The sequence below is a fragment of the Jeotgalicoccus psychrophilus DSM 19085 genome (assembly GCF_000425845.1).
GTDB classification, from domain to species: Bacteria; Bacillota; Bacilli; order Staphylococcales; family Salinicoccaceae; genus Jeotgalicoccus; species Jeotgalicoccus psychrophilus.
On record NZ_AUEF01000009.1, the window covers coordinates 1 to 20,732 of the forward strand.

Sequence of the window (20,732 nt, forward strand, 5' to 3'; positions counted from 1 at the left end):
CTCGGGAATGACAGCCGCTCATTGCGGAGCAAACGACTTTCCCGGCAAAACCTACGACAGCGCCGTACGGATACCAAACAGAATGATGATAATTCCGGCACCTTTTGCAAGGGCACTCTGGAAGCCCGGTTTATGCAGCCAGCGTTTCATATAGCTGACGGTTTCAACGACAAGCAGGAACCAGGTCATCGATATAACCAGCATAATGAGAGCTAAAATAATCAACTGTATTACTCCGGATATTTCCGCATCCTGCATGACGAACTGCGGCAGAATCGTAATATAGAATATGAGTACTTTAGGGTTCAGTATATTGCTTATAAAGCCGTTCATATAAGATGAGCGCAGACCGTTCGATTTCGGATTTTTATCTTCCGCATGATCGAGCGATGACGCCGATACAAGAGTCGTCGCCATAAAGCTTTTCACACCGATATAGATTAAATACGCCGCACCCATATATTTAATAATATTAAATAAGGCCGGAGAATTCGTAATAATAACGGCAAGACCAAGAATCGACACGACAATCCACAAAAAGTGGCCAGCCAGTATGCCAAGCACTGTCATACGCCCCGCAGATTTTTGATACATCATCGTATTCTTCATTACAATCATCGAATCAGCACCTGGCATTATCGTCAGCACTGTTACGACCAGTATGTATGACACTATTTCATTCATGCTTCAGCCCTCAATTCAACGACAACAACTTCCGGATGATTAAACACTCTGAACGGAAAACGGCTGTTGCCGAGACCGCGGCTTACCACCATCGTTGTGCCGTTCTGTTCATGCATACCTTGTGTATACTTAGGATTCACACCCTGATGCGGCGCATACAAACCCTTCACTACCGGCAGACGAATCTGCCCGCCATGTGCGTGACCACAAAAAACAATATCTACATTGTTTTTACTGTATATCGACAACAGCTCCGGCCGGTGCGCAAGCAGCACTGTAAAACCGTGAGGCAGTCCGCTCACTTTATCTCGAAGCTCATTTTGGAAATTACGGTACGTTTTAGGATTTCCTTCATCACCAAAAAACCAGACGTCATTAATACCGGCAATATTAATCTTCTCGCCGTTACGCTCGAGCTCAGCACTGTATTTCGTAATATTACGGACCTCAGACCTGCCGATTACATCATAGAGCTTATTAAAATGCTTATAATGCGCTTCATGATTGCCCGTCACATAAAATGTCTGTCCAATTCCAGTAATTTTTTCGATTAAAACCGCTGCACGTTTTAAATTCGGCGTCCGGCGGTCCACAATATCACCCGTGATAACAATCGCATCAGGTTTCGCTTCTTCGACCGCTTTCAGCAGATTTTTCGAACGGCGTCCCAAATAAGCATTGTGAAAATCCGACACCTGGACGATTTTATAACCATCAAAACTCTTCGGAAGCTTTTTTGAACGGTACGTATAATGCGTCGTTACGATATGTTTATCTTCGGTCCATAAAAAACGGGCCGAGGCGATTATGAAACTAGGAATAACATGGCTCACCTTTAACTTATTTAATATTTTCATCGTTCACGCCTCATTTTCCCTGCATCAGCTCAGCATCTAATTTTGTAATTTTTACGAGACGGATCATATTATCTTCCATCTCCATTATTTTGAATTCCAGATTATCGAGATGCGTAATATCGTTTTCTGCCGGAACTTCCTCAAACACAGACAGCAGGAATCCTGACAGCGTATCCTCTTCTTGCGGAATCTCCGTTTCAAACAGCTGATTCAGACGGTGCAGCGTAATTTTCCCGTCGCAGAGAATTTTATCGTCGCTGAATGCACGGACTACTGAATCATTTTTAAGATCTGTTTCATCTTCGATTTCAAAACCAAGCATCGTTTCAATAATATCTTCATGCGTCAGAATTCCTTCTGTCCCGCCGTACTCGTCGAGTACGATGGCCATGTGGCGGCGCTGCTTGCTCATTCGGCGCAGCACATCCTCAACATTCTGGAACTCTCTTATCGTAAATGGATCGTCGTCGCAGAAATTCATCAGAGGCTGTTGTGGATCGAGCGACCACTGCAACAAATATTTTGAGTGGAACATACCTACGATATTATCCAGATCTTCATCGTATACCGGATATCTCGTATGCATTTCGTCGATAATTCTGTCTCTCACCATTTCAAAACTGTCGTCAACATGTATCGCGACCATTTCTGTACGCGGTGTTGTCATAACGTCTTTTACGTTTAAATCCCTAAAATCCAAAATCCCTCTCAGACGTTGAGATTCTGCACCTTCGAGGGCACCTTCACTATTCGCAATCTGCACGAGATTAACAATTTCTTCGCGTGACACTGTCCAACTAGGCTGAGCTCCTTTTGATAAGAAACGCGTTATCACGTCCGTCAATGAGTTAAGCAGGAATGTCAGCGGATAGAGTACGACATTCAAAAAAGATATAACCGGTCTGACCAAATGCGATATACGTTCTGGAAATGCAGCAGCAATTGATTTTGGAATAACCTCTGCGAAAATAATAATCGTCACCGTCAGTACAACTGATGCGATTGTCACACTCCAGCCGTACTGAATTGCCATCGACGTCACAAGTACCGGTACGATTAAGTTCGCAATATTATTACCAATCAGTATCGTTGTAATGAACTGACTTGGTTTGCTGACCAAATCATACAGCTTTTGGGCTTTCTGATCGCCCCCTGCCGCTTTCGATTGTAATTTAAGCTTGTTCACTGCAGTTAATGCAGTTTCACTGCCTGAAAAGAACAGTGACATGAACAGTAAAAATATAACCACAAATATCAAGCGTGGTATCCCCCTTATATTTTTTATAATCTTATAGAACATTCTATCATTATCTGATTTAAATTTACATAAACAAAGAATCATCCGCTGATTTACGCGGATGATTCCTATGATTAAAACTACCTTTGTTCTGCTATTTTACATCGTAACCCTGATCTTCAATTGCTTCAGTCATTTTTCCGCGGTCGACAATTGTATCATTGTATTCCACAGTGACATTGTTCTCTTCTAAATTAACGGCTGCTGTAGAAACACCGTCCAGATTGTGAAGCGCCCCTTCTACTGATGATTTGCAGTGTCCGCAAGTCATGCCTTCTACATCGATTACTGTTTTAGCCATAATATTCATCCTCCGTTATAATTTTATTTATACTCTTATATACCTATATTTTAACACGTTTTAAACGTAATGCGTTTGCTACAACACTCACAGAACTAAACGCCATCGCAGCGCCCGCTACCCATGGTGCTAAAAATCCGAGTGCAGCAATTGGAATCCCGAGCGTGTTGTACAGAAATGCCCAGAACAAGTTCTGCTTAATATTTTTAATTGTTTTGTGGCTTAAGTTAATTGCTCTTGGTATCAGCGTTAAATCTTCACCTAAAATAGTCAGGTCAGCCGCTTCAATCGCTACTTCAGTTCCTGTTCCCATTGCGATACCAACATCTGCAAGTGCCAGTGCCGGTGCATCATTGACGCCGTCTCCGACCATTGCAACAACTTTTCCTGTCTCCTGAATCTTACGGATTTCTTCCGCCTTTTGTTCGGGCAGTACTTCTGCAATGACTTGATCAATGCCGACTTCACGCCCAATTGCTTCTGCTGTTCTCACGTTATCACCTGTCAGCATAATTACTTCAAGTCCCTGCTCGTGCATTTCTTTAACAGCCTGTTTCGCTGTCTTTTTAACTGTATCAAGGACTGCAACAGTTCCGCGCAGTTTACCGTCAGCAGCGACAATCATTGCTGTCTTGCCTTCATATTCAAACTGCTTCATATCTTCTTCTATTGAAGAAATATCTATATTTTCATCCTTCATCAGCTTCCGTGTACCGACCAGCACCTCATGTCCGTCAATAACCGCACGGATACCATGTCCGGGTATAGCTGAAAAATCGGCCGCTTCAGCAAGTTCAATATTATTCTCAGCTGCATAAGCCGTAATCGCTGATGCCAGCGGGTGCTCTGATCCTTTTTCTGCACTCGCGAGAAGACGCAGTGCCTCGTCATCACCTGAGAAATCCGTTACCTCCGGTGTTCCGTTCGTAATTGTCCCGGTTTTATCGAGTACAACAACGTCGACTTTATGTGTTTTCTCTAAATGCTCGCCGCCTTTATAAAGAATACCGTTTTCAGCACCTTTACCTGTACCGACCATAATCGATGTCGGGGTTGCAAGACCAAGCGCACATGGACACGCGATAACGAGCACTGAAATCGCTGCAACGAGAGCAGGTTCGAGATTACCCGGTGAGGCGAAGAAATACCACACGATAAATGTCATCAGGGCTATAACAATAACTATCGGCACAAAGTAGCCTGAAATAATATCAGCCATCCGCTGAATCGGCGCCTTATTCCCCTGTGCCTCTTCAACAACTTTGATAATACCCGCAAGGGCAGTATCTTTCCCTGTTTTTGTTACTTTTAAATTCACTGTACCGTTCTGGTTCATCGTCGCGCCGATTACCGAATCACCTATTTCTTTTTCTACCGGAATTGATTCGCCCGTCAGCATTGATTCATCAACTGACGTCCGTCCGCGGACCAGCTCGCCGTCCAGCGGGAATTTCTCACCCGGCTTAACGATAAGCACATCGTTTACTTTAACGTCTTCAACCGGAACCATAGACTCTATTCCGTCACGCACAACACGCGCTTCTTTCGCCTGCATATCGAGCAGTTTTGAAATCGCGCCGGTCGTTTGGGATTTCGCTCTTGTTTCTAAATATTTACCGAATAAAATCAGTGTAATAATAATGGCACTGGTTTCAAAGTACAGATGCGGATGTTCGACTGCACCTGTCATCCATAAATACGTCTGATATAAACTGAAACCGTATGCTGCTGTTGTCCCCATAACAACGAGTACATCCATATTCGCTGTAAAGTTTTTTAAATTTTTATATGCCCCGACATAGAACTGCCAGCCGAGTATAAACTGGACCGGTGTCGCGAAGGCCAGCTGGAACCAGGGGTTCATAAAGATTGCCGGCAGGCTCATACCGAATAAATGATCGAGCATTGTAACTAAGAGAGGCAGTGATAATAATGATGCTATAATCACTTTCCACTTCATCTTTTTAAGTTCTGAATCCTTATGTGAAATTTTATCTTCAGCTGATTTTTTCGGTTCTGCACCGTAGCCGAGATTGCCGATACGGCCGATAATTTCACGCTCGTCAATGACTCCGGGATTATATTCAATCGTCGCATTTTCCGTCGTTAAGTTAACTGTAGCTGATTTTACACCATCTGTTTTATTGAGCACTTTCTCTATTCTGTTTGAACACGCAGCACATGTCATGCCTGTAATGTCCAAATCACTTTTCTCGTACAGTACACCGTAGCCGATATCTTCGATGCGTTTCGTGATATCTTCAACTGAAGCTTTGTCTTTTTCGTAATCGACACTTGCTTTTTCAGTCGTTAAATTCACGCTCGCATCGACACCGTCCATTTTGTTCAGTATTTTTTCTATTCTGTTTGAACACGCTGCACATGTCATGCCGCTGATATTTAAATTAACACGTTCTTTTTCTGTCATGGATAAATCCCCCTTTCCCTATTTAGAAAATTGTTTGAGCACAGCCATTAATTCTTCAATTGAGGCTTCTCCGTCACCTGAATTTATCGCATCGGTCACACAATGCTTCATGTGGCGTTCTGTTATCGTAATTCCCGTATTTTTTAAGGCACTTTGAATTGCGCTGATCTGTACTAAAATATCAATGCAGTAACGATCTTCCTCGACCATCGTCTGAATGCCGCGCACCTGTCCTTCCACGCGTTTAAGACGATTTAAGATTTTCTGCTTCTCATCATCCGGACGCGGTCTCGACATATGTTTTACGTCTTCCATCATTTACACCCACTCTCATTTTTATCTTTCATTACTTTTATTATATACCCCCATAGGGTATTAGTCAAGTGTTGAAAAAACCGGCTGTCTGTTATCTGGACAGCCGGCTGAAGTTATTGCTTCTATTGACCTAATCCGAGTGCAACATTGACATGTGCACGGACCCCGTCGATAAATGCGTCTTCATCAATTGCAAATTTAGGGTGGTGATGCGGGTAGATATAATCTTTCTCTTCATTATAAGTTCCGAGAAGAATATATACCCCCGGCAGGTTCTCAGTGAATGCGCCGAAGTCTTCGCCGCCCATCATCATTTCCTGTTCAATGACTCTGTCGTCACCGAATACTTCATTTAATGTCTGTCTGACTCGTGCAGTTTCAGCTTCGTCATTCATTACTGCTGCATAGCCGTACTCGTAGTTCAGATCGTACGTCGCACCGTAAATTTCACAGTTCGCTTTTATTACCGCTTCAATTTTCTCTTTGGCAAGTGCTCTGATTTCAGCACTTGCTGAACGGACACTCGCGCTAAGTTTCGCAGTATGCGGAATAACGTTTTTAGCACCAGTTCCAGCATTAAAGTTCGTCACAGAAATCACTAAATTATCCATCGGTCCGGCTAAACGAGATACGATATCCTGCAGCTGTGTAACGATACGGGAACCGATTAAGAGCGGATCAACTGAGTTTTCCGGCTGTGACGCATGCCCGCCCTGACCATTGATCGTTACTTCAAACTGGTCAGAGTTCGCAGTCACTGCACCGGATTTAATATGAATTTCACCAAGCGGTTTGGACGTCATAATATGCTGTGCAAACACAACATCCAGATCATCGAACAGACCCGTTGCGACCATTTCCTGTGCTCCACCCGGCGGCAGTTCTTCCGCGTGCTGGAATATAAGATAAATTTCGCCGTGAATTTTATCTTTATTATCGGCCAGCACCTGTGCCGCACCGAGCAGCATTGCAGCATGTGAATCATGCCCGCATGCGTGCATTACGCCGTCAATTTCAGAGACGAAATCCAGGTCGTCGCGGTCTTCCTGAATCGGCAGCGCATCAATGTCCCCGCGCAGACCCACTTTACGTCCCGGATGATCACCTTTAATAATACCCAGCACGCTCGTTTCTGTCGGCCGGCTTATTTCAATACCGTTCATTCCTTTTAAAGCCGTTTCAATATATTCGCTTGTCCAGTACTCTTCAAATGAAAGTTCAGGATGTCTGTGCATCGCACGTCGCCATTCAATTACTTTCGGTTCAACTTTTTTAATTGCATCATCTATCATAAAATCATTCATCTCCCTGTTTTAAAATCAAAGACCCCGATATTTATCGAAGTCTTCTGATAATTTAAATATAGTATATCATTATTTTACTATGGCAGGTAAATTGGACCATTTGGACCGACAGGCAGGCCGATCAGGTACCAGATAATAATAAATGCTGACCAAGTAATCAGAAGCGCAATTGAATACGGCAGTAAGTTCGCAATCACTGTACCGAGCTTAATGTCTTTCTGATAACGCTGTGCGTACATAATAATCAGCGGCAGGAACGGCATCATCGGCGCAATCGGGTTCGTTACCGAGTCACCGACTCTGTAAAGCATCTGCGTAAATGCCGGGTCATAGCCGAGGAACATAAACATCGGTATAAATACCGGTGCAAGAATCGCCCACTTGGCACTGGCCGAACCAATCAGCAGGTTAATGAGCGCAACGACAAGAATAAAGCCGATAAACAGCGGAATACCTGTCAGGTTAATTGTCTCCAGTAAATCTGAACCGGATACAGCTAAAATTGGGCCCAGATTACTCCAGTCGAAATATGCCAGCATTTGGGCGGCAAAGAACACGAGTACTATGTACTGTCCCATTGACCCCATTGAATCGCCGAGCATTTTTGCAAAACCTTTAGTGCCGTCAATATTTTTCATTAACATACCAAATACTAAACCTGGTACAAAGAATAATATTGTAATCAGAAGTACTGCCGAGTCCATCAGCGGTGATTCCCGAAGTATTGAACCTGTCTCAGCATTACGGAGTATTCCGTCAGGCAGCAGTGTTGCCACCGCAATGATAGCTACGGTAATAAGTGCTGATATATTAGCCCACAGTAATGATGATTTTTCTTTTTTAGATAAAGGCTCCTCATCAACAGGAGGACCATCGTATTTTCCTAAACGGGGAATTGAAATTTTCTTCGCTACAAAGTAAATAATCATCATTAAAAATATTGCTGATACAGCAATAAAGTAATAGTTCATTGCAATATTTCCGGTATAATCCGGATTGACTAACTGTGCTGCCGGTTCAGTAAATGCTACTGCCAATGCATCTGTCATACCCAATATAAAGTTTGCAGCAAATGCACCGTTCGTCGCTGCATATGCCATGAATATTCCGCCGATCGGATTTAATCCGAGACGTATAAATATCATTGCTGCGATTGGCGGCAGAATTACCGGCCCCGCATCACCAGCAACGTTACTGATAATCCCTACAAAAATTACCATCGGAATAATTAAAAACGTCGGTGTGATTTCCAATGAACGTTTCATCAGTGCTTCAAAGTATCCTGTTTTCTCAGCGATACCGATACCGATCATAACGACAAGCACCATCGCAAGCGGCGGGAACGCGCCGAAATTACTTATCGCTTCAGTAAGTATCATTACTAGGCCTTCGCCGGATAATAAGTTTACAGCTTCAATCGTTTCCCCATCAGCAGGATTTTTAACGGATACACCGAGCATGCCGGCAATCCATGAAGCGACAAGTATTAATGCTGCGATAAGCATGAATAATACTATCGGATCCGGGAGTTTATTACCCAGTTTTTCAATAATGTCCAAAAAGGACTGTCCTATTCCTTTTTTCTTTTTTTCATTTTCCAAAAGATGACATCCCCTTTTATGTATTTTTGTCAGTAAGCCTTTTCACAAAGACTTATAAAAACGATTTTACTATACTTCTGTCTAAATAAAAACAAACCTTTGCAGAAATACTGCAAAGGTTTGTGAATTATCTGATAAAATTTTATATATTTATTTTTCTTTTAAAAACCCGAGAATATTCCACAGCGGTGCGGGGATTGTCAGTTTTTCATCGTCGCCTTCAGCTAACAGTGACTTGGGTAATTCATTATTTTTTAAATGGTCAACAAAGTCCGGGTTAATTAAATGGGCTTTGCCGACACTCATTAAATCAAAGCCGCTGCCAATTGCTTCCTCTGCATCTTCGACAGATTTTATCCCCCCCGCACCCATTATAGGAATTTCTTTCAGCTTATCACCAGCATTATCCAGATATTTTTCTAAAAGCAGCTGCTCGTCTTCCGTGTCGATAATTGATGTCCGCTGCCAGTTATTTATACTGAAATGGAAATAATCTATCGTGTAGTCCGCCAGATGATTTAACAGATACATCGTATCTTCAAAATTAATACCCGGTTCTTCCAGTTCCTCAGGAGAGAAACGGTAGCCGATTATAAAGTCCGGTTTATTTAATTTCACTGCAGTTTCGCGCACTTTTTCAGTAACTCTTCTCGGAAAGCGCAGTCTGTTCTCTCTGGATCCGCCCCACTCATCATCGCGTCTGTTTGAATGCGGTGAGTAAAACTGCTGCAGCAGATATGTATTCGCACCGTGCAGTTCCACACCGTCGAAGCCCGCTTCAATCGCACGGCGTGAGGCATCAGCAAACAGCTGAATCAGCTCTTCAATTTCTTCCACTTCAAGCGTGCGGGGTTCTGCAGCATTATCACGCAGCGCTGCAATATTGCTCGCTGAAATCGGCTGACGGCCTTTATTCAGTTCAGGTGTGCCCATGCGCCCTGCATGATAAAGCTGAATAATCGCTTTCGACCCTTTATTTTTAATGCCTGCTGCGAGCTTTTTCAGACCTGGGATTTTATCGTCTGTATCAGCACCAAGTGCGCCTTCGAATGCACGCCCGTAATTGTCGATAAAAGTACTTTCTACGATAACTGCTGCCGGCCCGCCTGCGCGGAGTGAATAATATTGAACCAGCTCATCGGTAACCGAACCGTCATGATAAGAGCACTGCGTTGTCATCGGCGCCATGACCAGTCGGTTTTCAAATGTCTGTCCGGATGATAATTGAACTTTATCGAATATATTTTTAGTCATTATAAATTCTCCTATCTTCTGCTGATAAAACATATTTTATATATACTCATTCTACATGTTATCCTACTAAAATAACATATTACTTTAGTATGAATTGTAAGTTTAAATTAAATTCTAAATTATCTGATAATATATTGCCTTTTTATTTCCCAGCTGATACAATGATAACAATTTTCAAATTTGATAGAGACAATTTAGGGGGACCCAATGTATGACACAGCAACTTCAAATAACTAAAGCACGAAATTTAAAAGAAAAACCTGAAGTGGCGGGTATTCCTTTCGGAAGTTACTTTACAGACCACATGTTTTCAATGGACTACTCGGCAGAACTTGGATGGCATGATGCGTCTATTATTCCATACGCGCCTATCGAAGTATCACCCAGCGCACAGGCGCTGCATTACGGACAAACCGTATTTGAGGGACTAAAAGCATATAATGTAGATGGTGATGTCACTTTATTCAGACCGGATGAAAACTTTAAACGGCTAAACCGTTCGCTTGAACGTCTGTCTATGCCGAGAATCGATGAAGAATTTGCACTCCTTGCCTTAACCGAACTTCTGAAACTGGAACAAGATTGGGTACCGGGTGGCGAAGGCCAGGCTTTATATGTACGCCCGTTTGTATTCGCCAACGAACCTTATCTCGGTGTACGTCCGGCTAAAAATTATAAGATGCTGATTGTACTGTCACCGGTGGCGGGATATTACGGCGCGCAGCTTAATCCGACAAGTATTTTCGTTGAAGACAGCTACGTGCGTGCAGTACGTGGCGGTGTCGGTGAAGTGAAATTCGGCGGTAACTACGCTGCCAGCCTTCACGCTCAGCAAAAAGCGGCTGACCTCGGCTACGAGCAGGTATTATGGCTTGACGGTGTGCATCAGGAATATGTGGAAGAAGTCGGCAGCATGAATATTTTCTTCGTAAGAAACGGAGAATTACTGACACCTGAATTAAACGGCTCAATCTTACCGGGTATTACTAGAAAATCTCTGATTGAACTCGCAAGCGGTATGGGCTATACAGTAAATGAAGAACGCATTCATATTAAAGATATAGAAGAAGGAATCAAAGATGGCTCTGTCACTGAGGTATTCGGTGCAGGCACTGCTGCTGTAATCGCTCCCGTCGGCATTATGAATATCCACGGCACGGACTACAGAATTAACGGCAATGAAATCGGTGAAGTGACACAGAAACTCTACGATAACCTGACAGGCATTCAGACATGTGAACTTGAAGACAAGTACGGCTGGGTGCATCAGGTAACATCGACGGTGAAATAATATAATTTAAATAACGGATCGGCTCTTTGAGCCGGTCCGTTTTAACTCAGTAGCTCCAGGAGCTGCACAAGCAAATGCATGGCTAGCTTCAGATTTATTAACTTACTTGACCGGAACAGTTTTAAACGTAAACGGCGGTTATACTTCAATGTAATAGTGGTTTTATCTGCACAGAAATCTTAGTTTTTGTGCTTTTTTTGTTTTCTTCGGTTATTGATTAGTAAGCTGCTGGTGTGGACTGGCGTGATTGGGTCTCATGTGTATCCCAGACTTCCAGAACTGGCGTGATCGGGTCTCATGTGTATCCCAGACTCCCAGAACTGGCGTGATTGGGTCTCATGTGTATCCTAGAACTCTATTTTAAACTTCTTCTAAAAATCCATCCAGAATTCCGACAATCTCATCTGCACTCTTCCCGCCTATTCCGACCAGCACTGTATCATTAAAGTTTTCTTCCAATGAATATGCAGACATACAAATAATTTTATGTTTTTCTGCCTCACTCCGCAGATCAGCTCCGGGTACCTTAAGGACAAAGTGCATGCCCGTATGTTCTCCGCTGATTTCAATGTCTGGATAACGGCTCCCCAATTCTGCAACGATTTTCTCCATCTTATCTCCGTAAAATTTCCGGACCCGGTTTATATGCCTGACTAAATAACCATCATCAATAAATCGCGCGACGATATGCTGCATCTGTCTTGAAACGTTGCATGACAAGCCGCTCTCATAATATTTCTCAGCCAGTTCCGGCGGCAGTATCATCACAGCAACTCTCAATGATGGATATATTGATTTCGAAAATGTATTCATATATATTGTTCGGTCATTATGATCCAGACCCTGCAGAGAGGACAACGGACGTCCTGTATAACGGAATTCACTGTCGTAATCGTCTTCTATTAAATAACCGTTCCGCTCACTCATCGCATTTAACAATCTGATTCGTTTGTTCAAAGACATTACCGCGCCGCTCGGGAACTGATGTGACGGTGTAATGTGCGTCAACTTATTATTCAGCTGTTTTACTGTTTCAATATTAATTCCATCAAACTCCACTGGTGCCGTGTCATAAGGTATTTTTAATCTCTCCAGCACATTCTTGACCGTTGGATAACCCGGATCTTCCAATGTCACTTTCGGATAATCCAGCAGATAAAATACCTGTTCAAGCAAATGCTCTGTTGAAGGCCCGATAAATATCTGTTCCGCGCTGCATTGCACACCCCGGTTTACATATAAATATTCACGAATGGCTTCTTTCAGTTCAGCTTCACCGCTTTTATTTCCGCTATTTAACAATGATATATCCGAAAACACTGCAGCACTCAGCTGTCTGATGACATCGTTCTGGACAATCGACGTATCCACTTTTCCGAGCGGCAGTACAGATTCACTTAATTTAGGCAAACGAATGGCCGAAAGTTTTTTATCCTGCGTACGGAGGGTTTCTGTCGGCACAACAAAGTGACCACTTTTTTCTTTCGTATAAATCATATTTTCATCAACCAGCAGATTGTACGCCCGCTCAATCGTTGTCATGCTGATTGCAAGATCCGCACTCAGCTGTCTTTTACTCGGCAATTTCGTCTCTCCAGCCAGGTGTCCGTTTAAAATCTTCTTCTTAATATCCTGGTACAGCTGTTCATATAACGGTATAGTGTTTTCTTTATCGAGATTGATAAACATAATCTGACCCCTAATTTTTTATGTATTCTGACACTTATAGAATATCACATTATATTTTAAACTGATATTAAATTAAGAAGGAAGAGGGATAAATATGGGATTGGCAGAAGAATTAAAAGGCGGCGTCATAATGGACGTTGTTAACGCGGAGCAAGCAAAAATCGCGGAGGCAGCAGGGGCAGTTGCAGTAATGGCCTTGGAACGTGTACCATCGGACATTCGTGCAGAAGGCGGCGTAGCCCGTGCGTGTGATCCGACAATTATTGAAGAAGTAATTAATGCAGTATCAATACCGGTTATGGCGAAATGCCGTATCGGACACATCGTTGAAGCGCGCGTCTTGGAATCAATGGGTGTCGACTACATAGATGAGTCGGAAGTGCTGACACCGGCTGATGAAGAATACCATCTTAAAAAAGATGACTACAAAGCACCCTTCGTCTGCGGCTGTAAAGATTTAGGGGAAGCTGCAAGACGTATCGGTGAAGGTGCATCAATGCTGCGTACAAAAGGCGAACCTGGTACAGGAAATATCGTTGAAGCAGTCCGTCACATTCGTTTAGTCAATCAGCAGGTCAAACAAATCAGCGTGATGAGTGATGATGAATTAATGACTGCAGCGAAAGATTTAGGCGCTCCGTACGATGTTCTTAAACAGATTAAAGCAGAAGGCAAACTGCCTGTAACGAATTTCGCAGCAGGCGGCGTTGCAACACCTCAGGATGCAGCATTAATGATGGAACTCGGTGCAGACGGCGTCTTCGTCGGCTCAGGTATTTTCAAATCGGAAAACCCTGAAAAATTCGCAAAAGCAATCGTTAAAGCAACAGAAAACTATACAGATTATAAATTAATCGGTGAACTGTCTAAGGAACTCGGCAGTGCGATGAGAGGCCTTGATGTTCACGGTCTATCACTTGAAGAGCGCATGGCAGAACGCGGCTGGTAACGTGAATCGGTCAAAAATAAGCTCCCCAAAGGGAAGCTTATTTTTTTATTTCTATTTCAACACTGCCGAATCCTTCAAAAATACCTTCATACTTTCCAACTTCCAGTTTCACCGGCAGAATGAATGTACCTGACGAAACAAATTGTCCCACCTCAAGCTGTTTGCCCTGGCTGCCCAGTTTTTCAATCAGCCATTTCATTGCGTTTACAGGATGTCCCATCACTTCGCCCGACTGTCCGCTTTTAAGTTCTTCCCCGTTGAAATTAAGTGTTCCGGTAATATTATCTAGCTCATCATAGCTCGCTGATTTAGCTTCCCCGATGACAATTGCACCGGCAACGGCACAGTCTGCAACGACTTCGTATTTTGAAATATTCGGAAACCAGTCATCATATCTGCCGTCCGGCAGTTCAAGTGCCGGTGCCACTGTACATTTCGATAATATATTTTCAGCGTCATCTTCTAAACTCAGCGTTTCATTCACATAAAACACAAGCTCGAGCTCTGCCAAAGGAATATTATAATCTGCTAAACTCATTTCAGAAATAATCTGGCTTTCAGTAAATGGACCAAAGACCGGTTCACTGCTGTCAAACAGTCTTTGAGTCTCAGGACTCGTCATACTGATTTTATAGCCTGCTGCAGATTCATTCTGCATATTTAAAATTTCATCTTGAATTTCATATGCCGCTTCAACAGTATCAGTTGTGATATCCTGTCCCGGCCTTAAATTAGTTCTTTTTAATCTTGCATCATATAATTTCTGTGCATCATTCATGCTACCCCTCCTGAATATTACAATACAATAAATATATCATAATATTCACTCAATTCTAAAATATAATTGCGACTATTTTAAGCGGTGTATCTTCAGTGTTTACTAAACCGTGCGACTGACCTGAAGTAATGATGCAGCAATCACCTTTCGTTACAGATTTAAATGTACCATCCGAATCCTGGAATTCACCTTTTCCTTCTATTATATGATAGATTTCGCCCTCATCTATATGCTGGTGATAGCCGATTGATGCATGCGGTTCAAGTTCAATTTCCAGCACTTTGCGAATACCTTCAAAATCCCCTTCTTTAATATAAGATGTCGAAAAAATGCTGCCCCTGCCGTCAAATCTGTTTTTTAATTCAATAGTCTCTTGTGGATTGATAATCATTTAATCCGCTCCTTTATTTAAGTAAGTTTGGCAGGAATGTTGAGATTGACGGCACGAATATAATCAGTACCACCATAATCGCTACAATAAATAACACGTGCAGGATGTACGGGAGTGTTTCTTCGATTCCCATCTTTTTATCGGTTACAGATGCCCCGGCAATCAATGACAGTCCAACCGGCGGTGTAATGTTCGCTAGTGCAAAGTTCATAATCATAACCATGCCGAAGTGAATCGGATCAATACCGAATTCCATCGCAATTGGCATAAAGATCGGTGTTAACAGAACAATCAGTGATGTCACCTCTGTCAGCATTCCTAATATTAATAGTATCAGAGATACGGCTAATAGGAATACAAGCGGTGAATCCGCGAAGTTCAGGAAGAATCCTGATACTGCATCGGGAATATGATTCACAGTCAGTACGTATGTAAAGACGTTCGCCATCGAAATAATAATTAGAATCGTTGCAGATGTTACCGCAGAACCTGACATAATATCTTTAACTTTAGCCCAGTTCAGTTCTCTGTAAAACAGCGATAAAATAAAGCCATACACCACTGCGATTACAGCCGCTTCAGTTGCTGTTGCATAGCCTGAAAAGATGCTGCCTAAAATAAATATCGGTGTTAAAAGCGGGAAGAATGCGGATTTCGTAACTTTCCATAATTCTTTCCCTGTAATTTTTTCTGTCCGTATATCACCGAATCCTTTTTTCTTACTCATATACCAGACGTAAATACATAGTGCGAGCGCCAGCAGCACCCCCGGTATAATACCTGCGAAGAATAGATCGCCGATTGAAATATTTGCTGTAATACCTAAAATAACCATCGTAATACTCGGCGGGATAATCAGCCCAAGTACCCCCGCTGGTCCAATAATGCTCGCGATAAACGAATTAGAGTATTTCTCTTCTTTCAATCTCGGCACCAGTACGGAACCAACTGCGTAAGTCGTTGCGACTGTGGAGCCCGAAACCGCTCCGAACAGCGCTGAGGTCACAACAGTCGTAATTGCCGTCCCGCCTGACAGCTTGCCGACGAAAGCATTCGCAAATGCCATTAAGCGTTTCGTGAGGCCGCCTTTTCCCATAATGTCCCCTGCCAGTATAAATAACGGAATCGCTAAATATGAAAAGTTATTAACACCGGCAAAGCTCCGCTGAATAATAATTTCGAGCGGCACGCCGCCAGCGAGCAGCATGACAAGTCCGACAATCCCGATAACAAATGCGATTGGCATTCCTAAGAACAGGAGCAGAAAGAATAATATAAGCATACTGATTGCGAGCATTAAACCGCCTCACTTTCTTCTTGAGGTTTCCAGGCATTTAATATTAAGAAGTAAAGCGATAGTAAACTGCTGACCGGTATCGCGAGATAAAATACAGTCATCGGCAATTGCAGCGTCGACGATGTAAAATCAAGCGACTGATAAGAGAATACAAAACCGTATACTGTCAGGACCAGGAAAAACAGTCCGAGCAGCATATTGACCATTAAGTATAAATAAGGACGCACCTTATCACTCGCACGTTTAACAAAAAAGTTAACCGCGAGGTGTCCCCGTTCATAAACAGCAACGCTCATTCCGAGGAACGTCATCCAGACAACTAACAAACGGGAAAGCTCTTCAGTCCCTGGCATTGAATAATCAAAAAATCTCGATATGACCTGCGTCAGAACAATTAATGTGAGCAGAGCAATAACAACTGCACACGCAATATATAAAACCTTTACTAATGCTTTCGTCATATTACTCATCATCCTCCCATCCGGAATTCCTGCGGTACATATTCATCATTTCTTCACCGAACACGTCCTCTTCCCACTGCTCGTAAACAGGCAGCATCGCTTCTCTGAATGCTTCTTTATTCACATCATCGTTAACTTCCATACCGTTCTCAGTAAGGTATTTTATATGCTCCGATTCTGTATCATCGTTTGCATCCTGAATTTCTTTAGAAATTTTATCGATTTCATCGGTAATTATCTGCTGATCCTCGGGATTGATTTTCTCCCACGTTTCACCGTCGAACACAACCATCACAGTGTTATAGAAATGTCCGGTCAATGATAGATAATCCTGCACTTCATTAAAACGAGGTGCAACGATGTTCGCGAGCGGGTTTTCCTGTGCATCGAGCGCGCCCTGCTGCAGCGCACCGTACACTTCACTGAACGCCATTACTGTAGGGAGCGCACCGACCTGTTCAAACGTATCGACACGAAGTGCAGTTTCAGCAACCCTGATATTCATCCCCTGTAAATCTTCCGGTTCGACGACCGGTCCTTCATTATTCGTCACGTGACGGAAGCCCCATTCCAAATATCCCGCCGTGTGCATGCCGTACTCCCCTGCAATATCTGCTATGTAATCTCCAAATTCACCATCATATGCATCACGTGCCGCATGTTCGTCCGGCCACATATAAGGCAGGTCTTCAATCGCGAGCCTCATATCCATCGTCTGCATCGAACCGACCATCACTGCAAGTCCGTGCATTGCACCGACATCAACCTGCTGCAGCATTTCAGTTTCACTGCCGAGCTGTGAGTTCGGGTAAATTTCAAATTTCACTCTGCCGTCGGTCTCCCTTTCAACAGCTTCGGCCATTTCATTAATTTTAATTGCCTGATTTGTATCCGGCGGCAAGGCGTGTCCAAGTTGCAAGGTCACACTTTCATCTTCATTGCTGCATGCACTGAGTAATAATAAAAACGATAAAATACCGATTAATAATATATGTTTTTTCAAACCCACATCAGCTCCCCTTTGTTATTTTCCTTATAATTATAAGTTAAAATGCAATATTATACAAATATGAATTCAATTTGCTTTTTATTAACTGAAAATTCTATAATAGAAAGAATAGTTCATTATAGGAGTGAAATAAATGCCAGAATTAAATCCGCGTGCAACAGCATTATCCATCCCCGGTATCAGAGTATTTTCAAATCAGGTTCAGCTGTTTGAAGACGGTGTCAATTTAACAATCGGACAGCCTGACTTCCCGACACCCGACAGCGTAAAGAATGCGGCAATCACAGCAATCAATAATAATAAAACCGGCTATTCATTAAACGCAGGTATCGTTGAACTTCGCCAGGCCGCTGCAGAATTTTTTGCAGATAAGTATAACGCTCACTACACTGCCGACGAAGTGGTTATTACGAACGGCGCAAGTGAGGCATTGGACTCAGTACTCCGTACGATATTAACAGATGGTGATGAAGTGATTATTACGGCACCTGCCTATCCTGCATATGAATCGCTGATTAAACTGAACGGCGGTGTTGTTAAATACCTTGATGTCAGCGATACAGAATTTGTTCCGAATATTGAGAAATTAGATGCTCTAGTTACTAATAGCACTAAAGCTGTGCTCTTAAACTACCCATCGAACCCGACGGGCGCATCTTTATCGGAAAAAGATGTGAAGGATATCGCCAATTACATAAGCACTAAGGACTTATTCCTTATCAGCGATGAAATATACAGCGAAAATGTTTATGAAAATAAACATATTTCGTTTGGCAGCATGGAAAATATACGCGATAAAACAATACTGATTCACGGCGTATCTAAATCACATTCGATGACAGGCTGGAGAGTCGGCTATACATTATCACCCAGACACTTAAGCGATGAAATATTAAAAGTACATTTAAATAACTCAATCTGTGCAGCAGTACCAAGCCAGTACGCGGCACTTGAAGCGTTAACGAATGCCAAAGACTTCCCTAAAGTAATGAATGAAGCATACTTAAAACGCCGGGACTACGTTTACGAACGACTCATTAAGATGGGGTGTACCGTAGAAAAACCGGGCGGCGCATTTTATATATTTCCGAATATCGCATTTACGGGAATGGACGACTGGGACTTCGCTACAGCATTATTAAAAGAAAAACATATGGCAGTCGTCCCGGGATCTTCGTTTTCAGAGCACGGTGCCGGCCACATCCGAATATCTTTCGCGAGCACGATTGAAACATTGGAAGAAGGCATGAACAGACTGGAAGCATTTGTGAAAGACTTGAGTTAATAAACAGAAAAAGGTTCGCCGGAAAATTTCCGGCGAACCTTTTTTGATGGGTATTTGGGATTATATCTGAGGAGCGTGCCACCGTCAGTTCTCGGTGGCACAGAATCATACTTTGCGCGCCGCCGTGGGATTTCAGCCACCTAATAAAAACAGGACAGATTCCCATTAAGGAGTCTGCCCTGCCTCATTTCTTATGCTTTTCTCTTCCTGTAAACAATTACGGCAATAACCGCAGCAAGGATAATCCCTGCTCCAATTGCTATTTTAATTATCTTATCCTGCAGTTCCTGTTTTCTAGCTTCTTCAGCAGCTTTTTCACGTTCTGCCGCTTCAAGCGCTGCCTGTTCTTCAGCGGCTATTCTTTCTTCTTCAGCTTTTCTCTCTGCTTCTTCACGGGCTTCCTGTTCTTCACGCAGGCGCTGTTCTTCCGCTTCACGCTGCGCCGTTTCATCGGCTTCCCATTTCTCTTCCAGATTGCTGTTTAAATTATCGACTTCAGCCTGCTTCAGGTTTTCATCGCTGGCGATATAACTTTTCGAGTTGGCCAGTGCACGGGTTAATGTTTCTCCCATTTCACGGTCAGTATACGCTGCTTCCACTTCTGCAATTGTCGCTTCAAGTGCCGATGTATCGGCATCCGGTATACTGCCTGTCAGCGCTGAACGTGTATATGATTTATACAGTTCTTCGCCGCTGGCGTTTTTCGCTACAATATGAAAGTCATAAGTCGTATCTGTATTTAATCCTTCTATTATGAAACTGCTGCCTGCTGTTGTTCCGACAGATTCACCGTTACGGAACATTTCGTATTCCACTGCATCTTCGTGCGCATCCCAATACATCGTCGCAGTGTTTCCTGTAACTTCTCCGGTTGATAAAATCCGGTGGTTAAAGTCATCGAAGAATGCATGAGTTCTCGGCGCTTTCTCCGCCAATTCTGCACGCGATTCCGCTGTGTAGTAATACATCGCGAATGTTTCACCGAAATATTCGCCGACCATATCGTAATACTCACGCTGCGAATTGCTGTTCATCAGCTGATCCACCTCAGCAGCATGAATTGCTCTGAACTCCTCAGTCTCACTGACCTGCACACCGACCGTAAATGAATCGACGACATGTCCGTATTCATGGAGTTCCAGATTAATCGTCGAATGTCCTCTGCCGTATTCACTGTAGCCGATCCGTGCCATCGACACATGACCGCCTGCCCCAGGTATGTCATCCCAGGAGTTTGTATGGCCTCTCGGTACTACTCCTTTTAAATGTGCAAATTCCGGCTGTTCAGTAATCGGTGTATCCGCAAGAATAAATACAGCACCGTTGTTATTAGTCTGATATAAAATTTGGTTTTCTACATTATTCATACGGCTAATCATCCGCTGTGCTTCTTGCCAGCTTTCGTCAGATGATGCACGAACATCAACCATATTTTGCAAATACGGGTTGATTGCTTCCTGTGCATTAGCATTTGGTACCCAAAACAATAATATTACCAGTGTAAATAACGTAACTCTCCTAGCTGCCCTCATCACTATCAC

19 protein-coding genes are annotated in these 20,732 nt (G+C 43.1%); 3 read left to right on the top strand and 16 right to left on the bottom strand.

The window, feature by feature from the left end; translation table 11 throughout:
- Positions 1 to 51: 51 nt before the first annotated feature.
- From H625_RS0104435 to H625_RS0104475, 9 genes are all read right to left on the bottom strand, one after another.
- Positions 52 to 684, bottom strand: coding sequence for a LysE family translocator (locus H625_RS0104435; RefSeq protein WP_026858844.1), 633 nt, complete (start codon positions 682 to 684; stop codon positions 52 to 54).
- On the bottom strand, positions 681 to 1,541 hold the full coding sequence (locus tag H625_RS0104440; RefSeq protein ID WP_026858845.1) for a metallophosphoesterase: 861 nt from the start codon (positions 1,539 to 1,541) through the stop codon (positions 681 to 683). The genes H625_RS0104435 and H625_RS0104440 overlap by 4 nt, the downstream gene beginning before the upstream one ends.
- A gap of 10 nt (positions 1,542 to 1,551) precedes the next feature.
- On the bottom strand, positions 1,552 to 2,790 hold the full coding sequence (locus H625_RS0104445; protein ID WP_342664936.1) for a hemolysin family protein: 1,239 nt from the start codon (positions 2,788 to 2,790) through the stop codon (positions 1,552 to 1,554).
- Positions 2,791 to 2,932: 142 nt separating this feature from the next.
- A complete protein-coding gene (copZ, locus tag H625_RS0104450) occupies positions 2,933 to 3,139 on the bottom strand; it encodes a copper chaperone CopZ (RefSeq protein WP_026858847.1) in 207 nt (68 codons plus the stop codon).
- Positions 3,140 to 3,182: 43 nt separating this feature from the next.
- Positions 3,183 to 5,567: a heavy metal translocating P-type ATPase gene (locus H625_RS0104455; RefSeq protein WP_026858848.1), complete on the bottom strand. Its 2,385-nt coding sequence runs from the start codon at positions 5,565 to 5,567 to the stop codon at positions 3,183 to 3,185.
- Between the two features lie 18 nt (positions 5,568 to 5,585).
- Positions 5,586 to 5,885, bottom strand: coding sequence for a metal-sensing transcriptional repressor (locus tag H625_RS0104460; protein WP_425402150.1), 300 nt, complete (start codon positions 5,883 to 5,885; stop codon positions 5,586 to 5,588).
- 119 nt (positions 5,886 to 6,004) lie between these two features.
- Positions 6,005 to 7,174 (bottom strand): M20 metallopeptidase family protein, encoded by a 1,170-nt coding sequence (locus tag H625_RS0104465; RefSeq protein ID WP_051238968.1) that lies wholly within the window; start codon positions 7,172 to 7,174, stop codon positions 6,005 to 6,007.
- A gap of 89 nt (positions 7,175 to 7,263) precedes the next feature.
- The gene (locus tag H625_RS0104470; RefSeq protein WP_026858851.1) at positions 7,264 to 8,787 is read right to left on the bottom strand and encodes an AbgT family transporter; all 1,524 of its coding nucleotides are present in this window, start codon (positions 8,785 to 8,787) and stop codon (positions 7,264 to 7,266) included.
- A gap of 150 nt (positions 8,788 to 8,937) precedes the next feature.
- Positions 8,938 to 10,041 (bottom strand): NADH-dependent flavin oxidoreductase, encoded by a 1,104-nt coding sequence (locus H625_RS0104475; protein ID WP_026858852.1) that lies wholly within the window; start codon positions 10,039 to 10,041, stop codon positions 8,938 to 8,940.
- A gap of 211 nt (positions 10,042 to 10,252) precedes the next feature.
- Here H625_RS0104475 and H625_RS0104480 point away from each other — a divergent pair, with 211 nt between their 5' ends.
- Positions 10,253 to 11,332: a branched-chain amino acid aminotransferase gene (locus H625_RS0104480; protein WP_026858853.1), complete on the top strand. Its 1,080-nt coding sequence runs from the start codon at positions 10,253 to 10,255 to the stop codon at positions 11,330 to 11,332.
- A 360-nt stretch (positions 11,333 to 11,692) separates the two neighbouring features.
- Here the strand turns inward: H625_RS0104480 and pdxR are convergent, their stop codons facing one another.
- Positions 11,693 to 13,021, bottom strand: a complete 1,329-nt coding sequence (gene pdxR, locus H625_RS0104485) for a MocR-like pyridoxine biosynthesis transcription factor PdxR (RefSeq protein ID WP_026858854.1) — start codon at positions 13,019 to 13,021, stop codon at positions 11,693 to 11,695.
- Between the two features lie 94 nt (positions 13,022 to 13,115).
- On the opposite strand from pdxR, the gene pdxS reads away from it, so the two are divergent.
- Complete coding sequence (gene pdxS / locus H625_RS0104490) at positions 13,116 to 13,970, top strand: pyridoxal 5'-phosphate synthase lyase subunit PdxS (protein ID WP_035785178.1); 855 nt, start codon at positions 13,116 to 13,118, stop codon at positions 13,968 to 13,970.
- Between the two features lie 37 nt (positions 13,971 to 14,007).
- Here the strand turns inward: pdxS and H625_RS0104495 are convergent, their stop codons facing one another.
- From H625_RS0104495 to H625_RS0104515, 5 genes are read right to left on the bottom strand one after another with little or no spacing between them, the layout of a single operon-like run.
- Positions 14,008 to 14,748, bottom strand: a complete 741-nt coding sequence (locus H625_RS0104495) for a 2-keto-4-pentenoate hydratase (RefSeq protein ID WP_026858856.1) — start codon at positions 14,746 to 14,748, stop codon at positions 14,008 to 14,010.
- 55 nt (positions 14,749 to 14,803) lie between these two features.
- The gene (locus H625_RS0104500) at positions 14,804 to 15,139 is read right to left on the bottom strand and encodes a cupin domain-containing protein (protein ID WP_026858857.1); all 336 of its coding nucleotides are present in this window, start codon (positions 15,137 to 15,139) and stop codon (positions 14,804 to 14,806) included.
- A 13-nt stretch (positions 15,140 to 15,152) separates the two neighbouring features.
- Entirely contained in the window at positions 15,153 to 16,436 is a 1,284-nt protein-coding gene (locus tag H625_RS0104505) for a TRAP transporter large permease (RefSeq protein ID WP_026858858.1), read from the bottom strand.
- Positions 16,436 to 16,897, bottom strand: coding sequence for a TRAP transporter small permease (locus H625_RS0104510; protein ID WP_051238980.1), 462 nt, complete (start codon positions 16,895 to 16,897; stop codon positions 16,436 to 16,438). The genes H625_RS0104505 and H625_RS0104510 overlap by 1 nt, the downstream gene beginning before the upstream one ends.
- 1 nt (position 16,898) lies before the next feature.
- Entirely contained in the window at positions 16,899 to 17,906 is a 1,008-nt protein-coding gene (locus H625_RS0104515) for a DctP family TRAP transporter solute-binding subunit (RefSeq protein ID WP_245573097.1), read from the bottom strand.
- A gap of 133 nt (positions 17,907 to 18,039) precedes the next feature.
- Between H625_RS0104515 and H625_RS0104520 the strand changes: the two genes are divergently transcribed.
- A complete protein-coding gene (locus H625_RS0104520) occupies positions 18,040 to 19,191 on the top strand; it encodes an aminotransferase class I/II-fold pyridoxal phosphate-dependent enzyme (RefSeq protein WP_026858861.1) in 1,152 nt (383 codons plus the stop codon).
- A gap of 191 nt (positions 19,192 to 19,382) precedes the next feature.
- Here H625_RS0104520 and H625_RS13195 read toward each other — a convergent pair whose 3' ends face one another.
- Positions 19,383 to 20,723 carry an anthrax toxin lethal factor-related metalloendopeptidase gene (locus tag H625_RS13195; protein WP_051238969.1) on the bottom strand — a complete coding sequence of 447 codons (1,341 nt, stop codon included), beginning with the start codon at positions 20,721 to 20,723 and terminating at the stop codon, positions 19,383 to 19,385.
- Between the last annotated feature and the right edge of the window lie 9 nt (positions 20,724 to 20,732).

Coding starts and splice junctions, on each gene's coding strand:
- H625_RS0104495 (WP_026858856.1), bottom strand. CDS start 14,748: ATGAATGATGCACAGAAATTATATGATGCAAGATTAAAAAGAACTAAT.
- H625_RS13195 (WP_051238969.1), bottom strand. CDS start 20,723: ATGAGGGCAGCTAGGAGAGTTACGTTATTTACACTGGTAATATTATTG.
- H625_RS0104465 (WP_051238968.1), bottom strand. CDS start 7,174: ATGATAGATGATGCAATTAAAAAAGTTGAACCGAAAGTAATTGAATGG.
- pdxR (WP_026858854.1), bottom strand. CDS start 13,021: ATGTTTATCAATCTCGATAAAGAAAACACTATACCGTTATATGAACAG.
- H625_RS0104505 (WP_026858858.1), bottom strand. CDS start 16,436: ATGCTCGCAATCAGTATGCTTATATTATTCTTTCTGCTCCTGTTCTTA.
- H625_RS0104455 (WP_026858848.1), bottom strand. CDS start 5,567: ATGACAGAAAAAGAACGTGTTAATTTAAATATCAGCGGCATGACATGT.
- copZ (WP_026858847.1), bottom strand. CDS start 3,139: ATGGCTAAAACAGTAATCGATGTAGAAGGCATGACTTGCGGACACTGC.
- H625_RS0104435 (WP_026858844.1), bottom strand. CDS start 684: ATGAATGAAATAGTGTCATACATACTGGTCGTAACAGTGCTGACGATA.
- H625_RS0104460 (WP_425402150.1), bottom strand. CDS start 5,885: ATGATGGAAGACGTAAAACATATGTCGAGACCGCGTCCGGATGATGAG.
- H625_RS0104480 (WP_026858853.1), top strand. CDS start 10,253: ATGACACAGCAACTTCAAATAACTAAAGCACGAAATTTAAAAGAAAAA.
- H625_RS0104520 (WP_026858861.1), top strand. CDS start 18,040: ATGCCAGAATTAAATCCGCGTGCAACAGCATTATCCATCCCCGGTATC.
- pdxS (WP_035785178.1), top strand. CDS start 13,116: ATGGGATTGGCAGAAGAATTAAAAGGCGGCGTCATAATGGACGTTGTT.
- H625_RS0104500 (WP_026858857.1), bottom strand. CDS start 15,139: ATGATTATCAATCCACAAGAGACTATTGAATTAAAAAACAGATTTGAC.
- H625_RS0104440 (WP_026858845.1), bottom strand. CDS start 1,541: ATGAAAATATTAAATAAGTTAAAGGTGAGCCATGTTATTCCTAGTTTC.
- H625_RS0104510 (WP_051238980.1), bottom strand. CDS start 16,897: ATGACGAAAGCATTAGTAAAGGTTTTATATATTGCGTGTGCAGTTGTT.
- H625_RS0104475 (WP_026858852.1), bottom strand. CDS start 10,041: ATGACTAAAAATATATTCGATAAAGTTCAATTATCATCCGGACAGACA.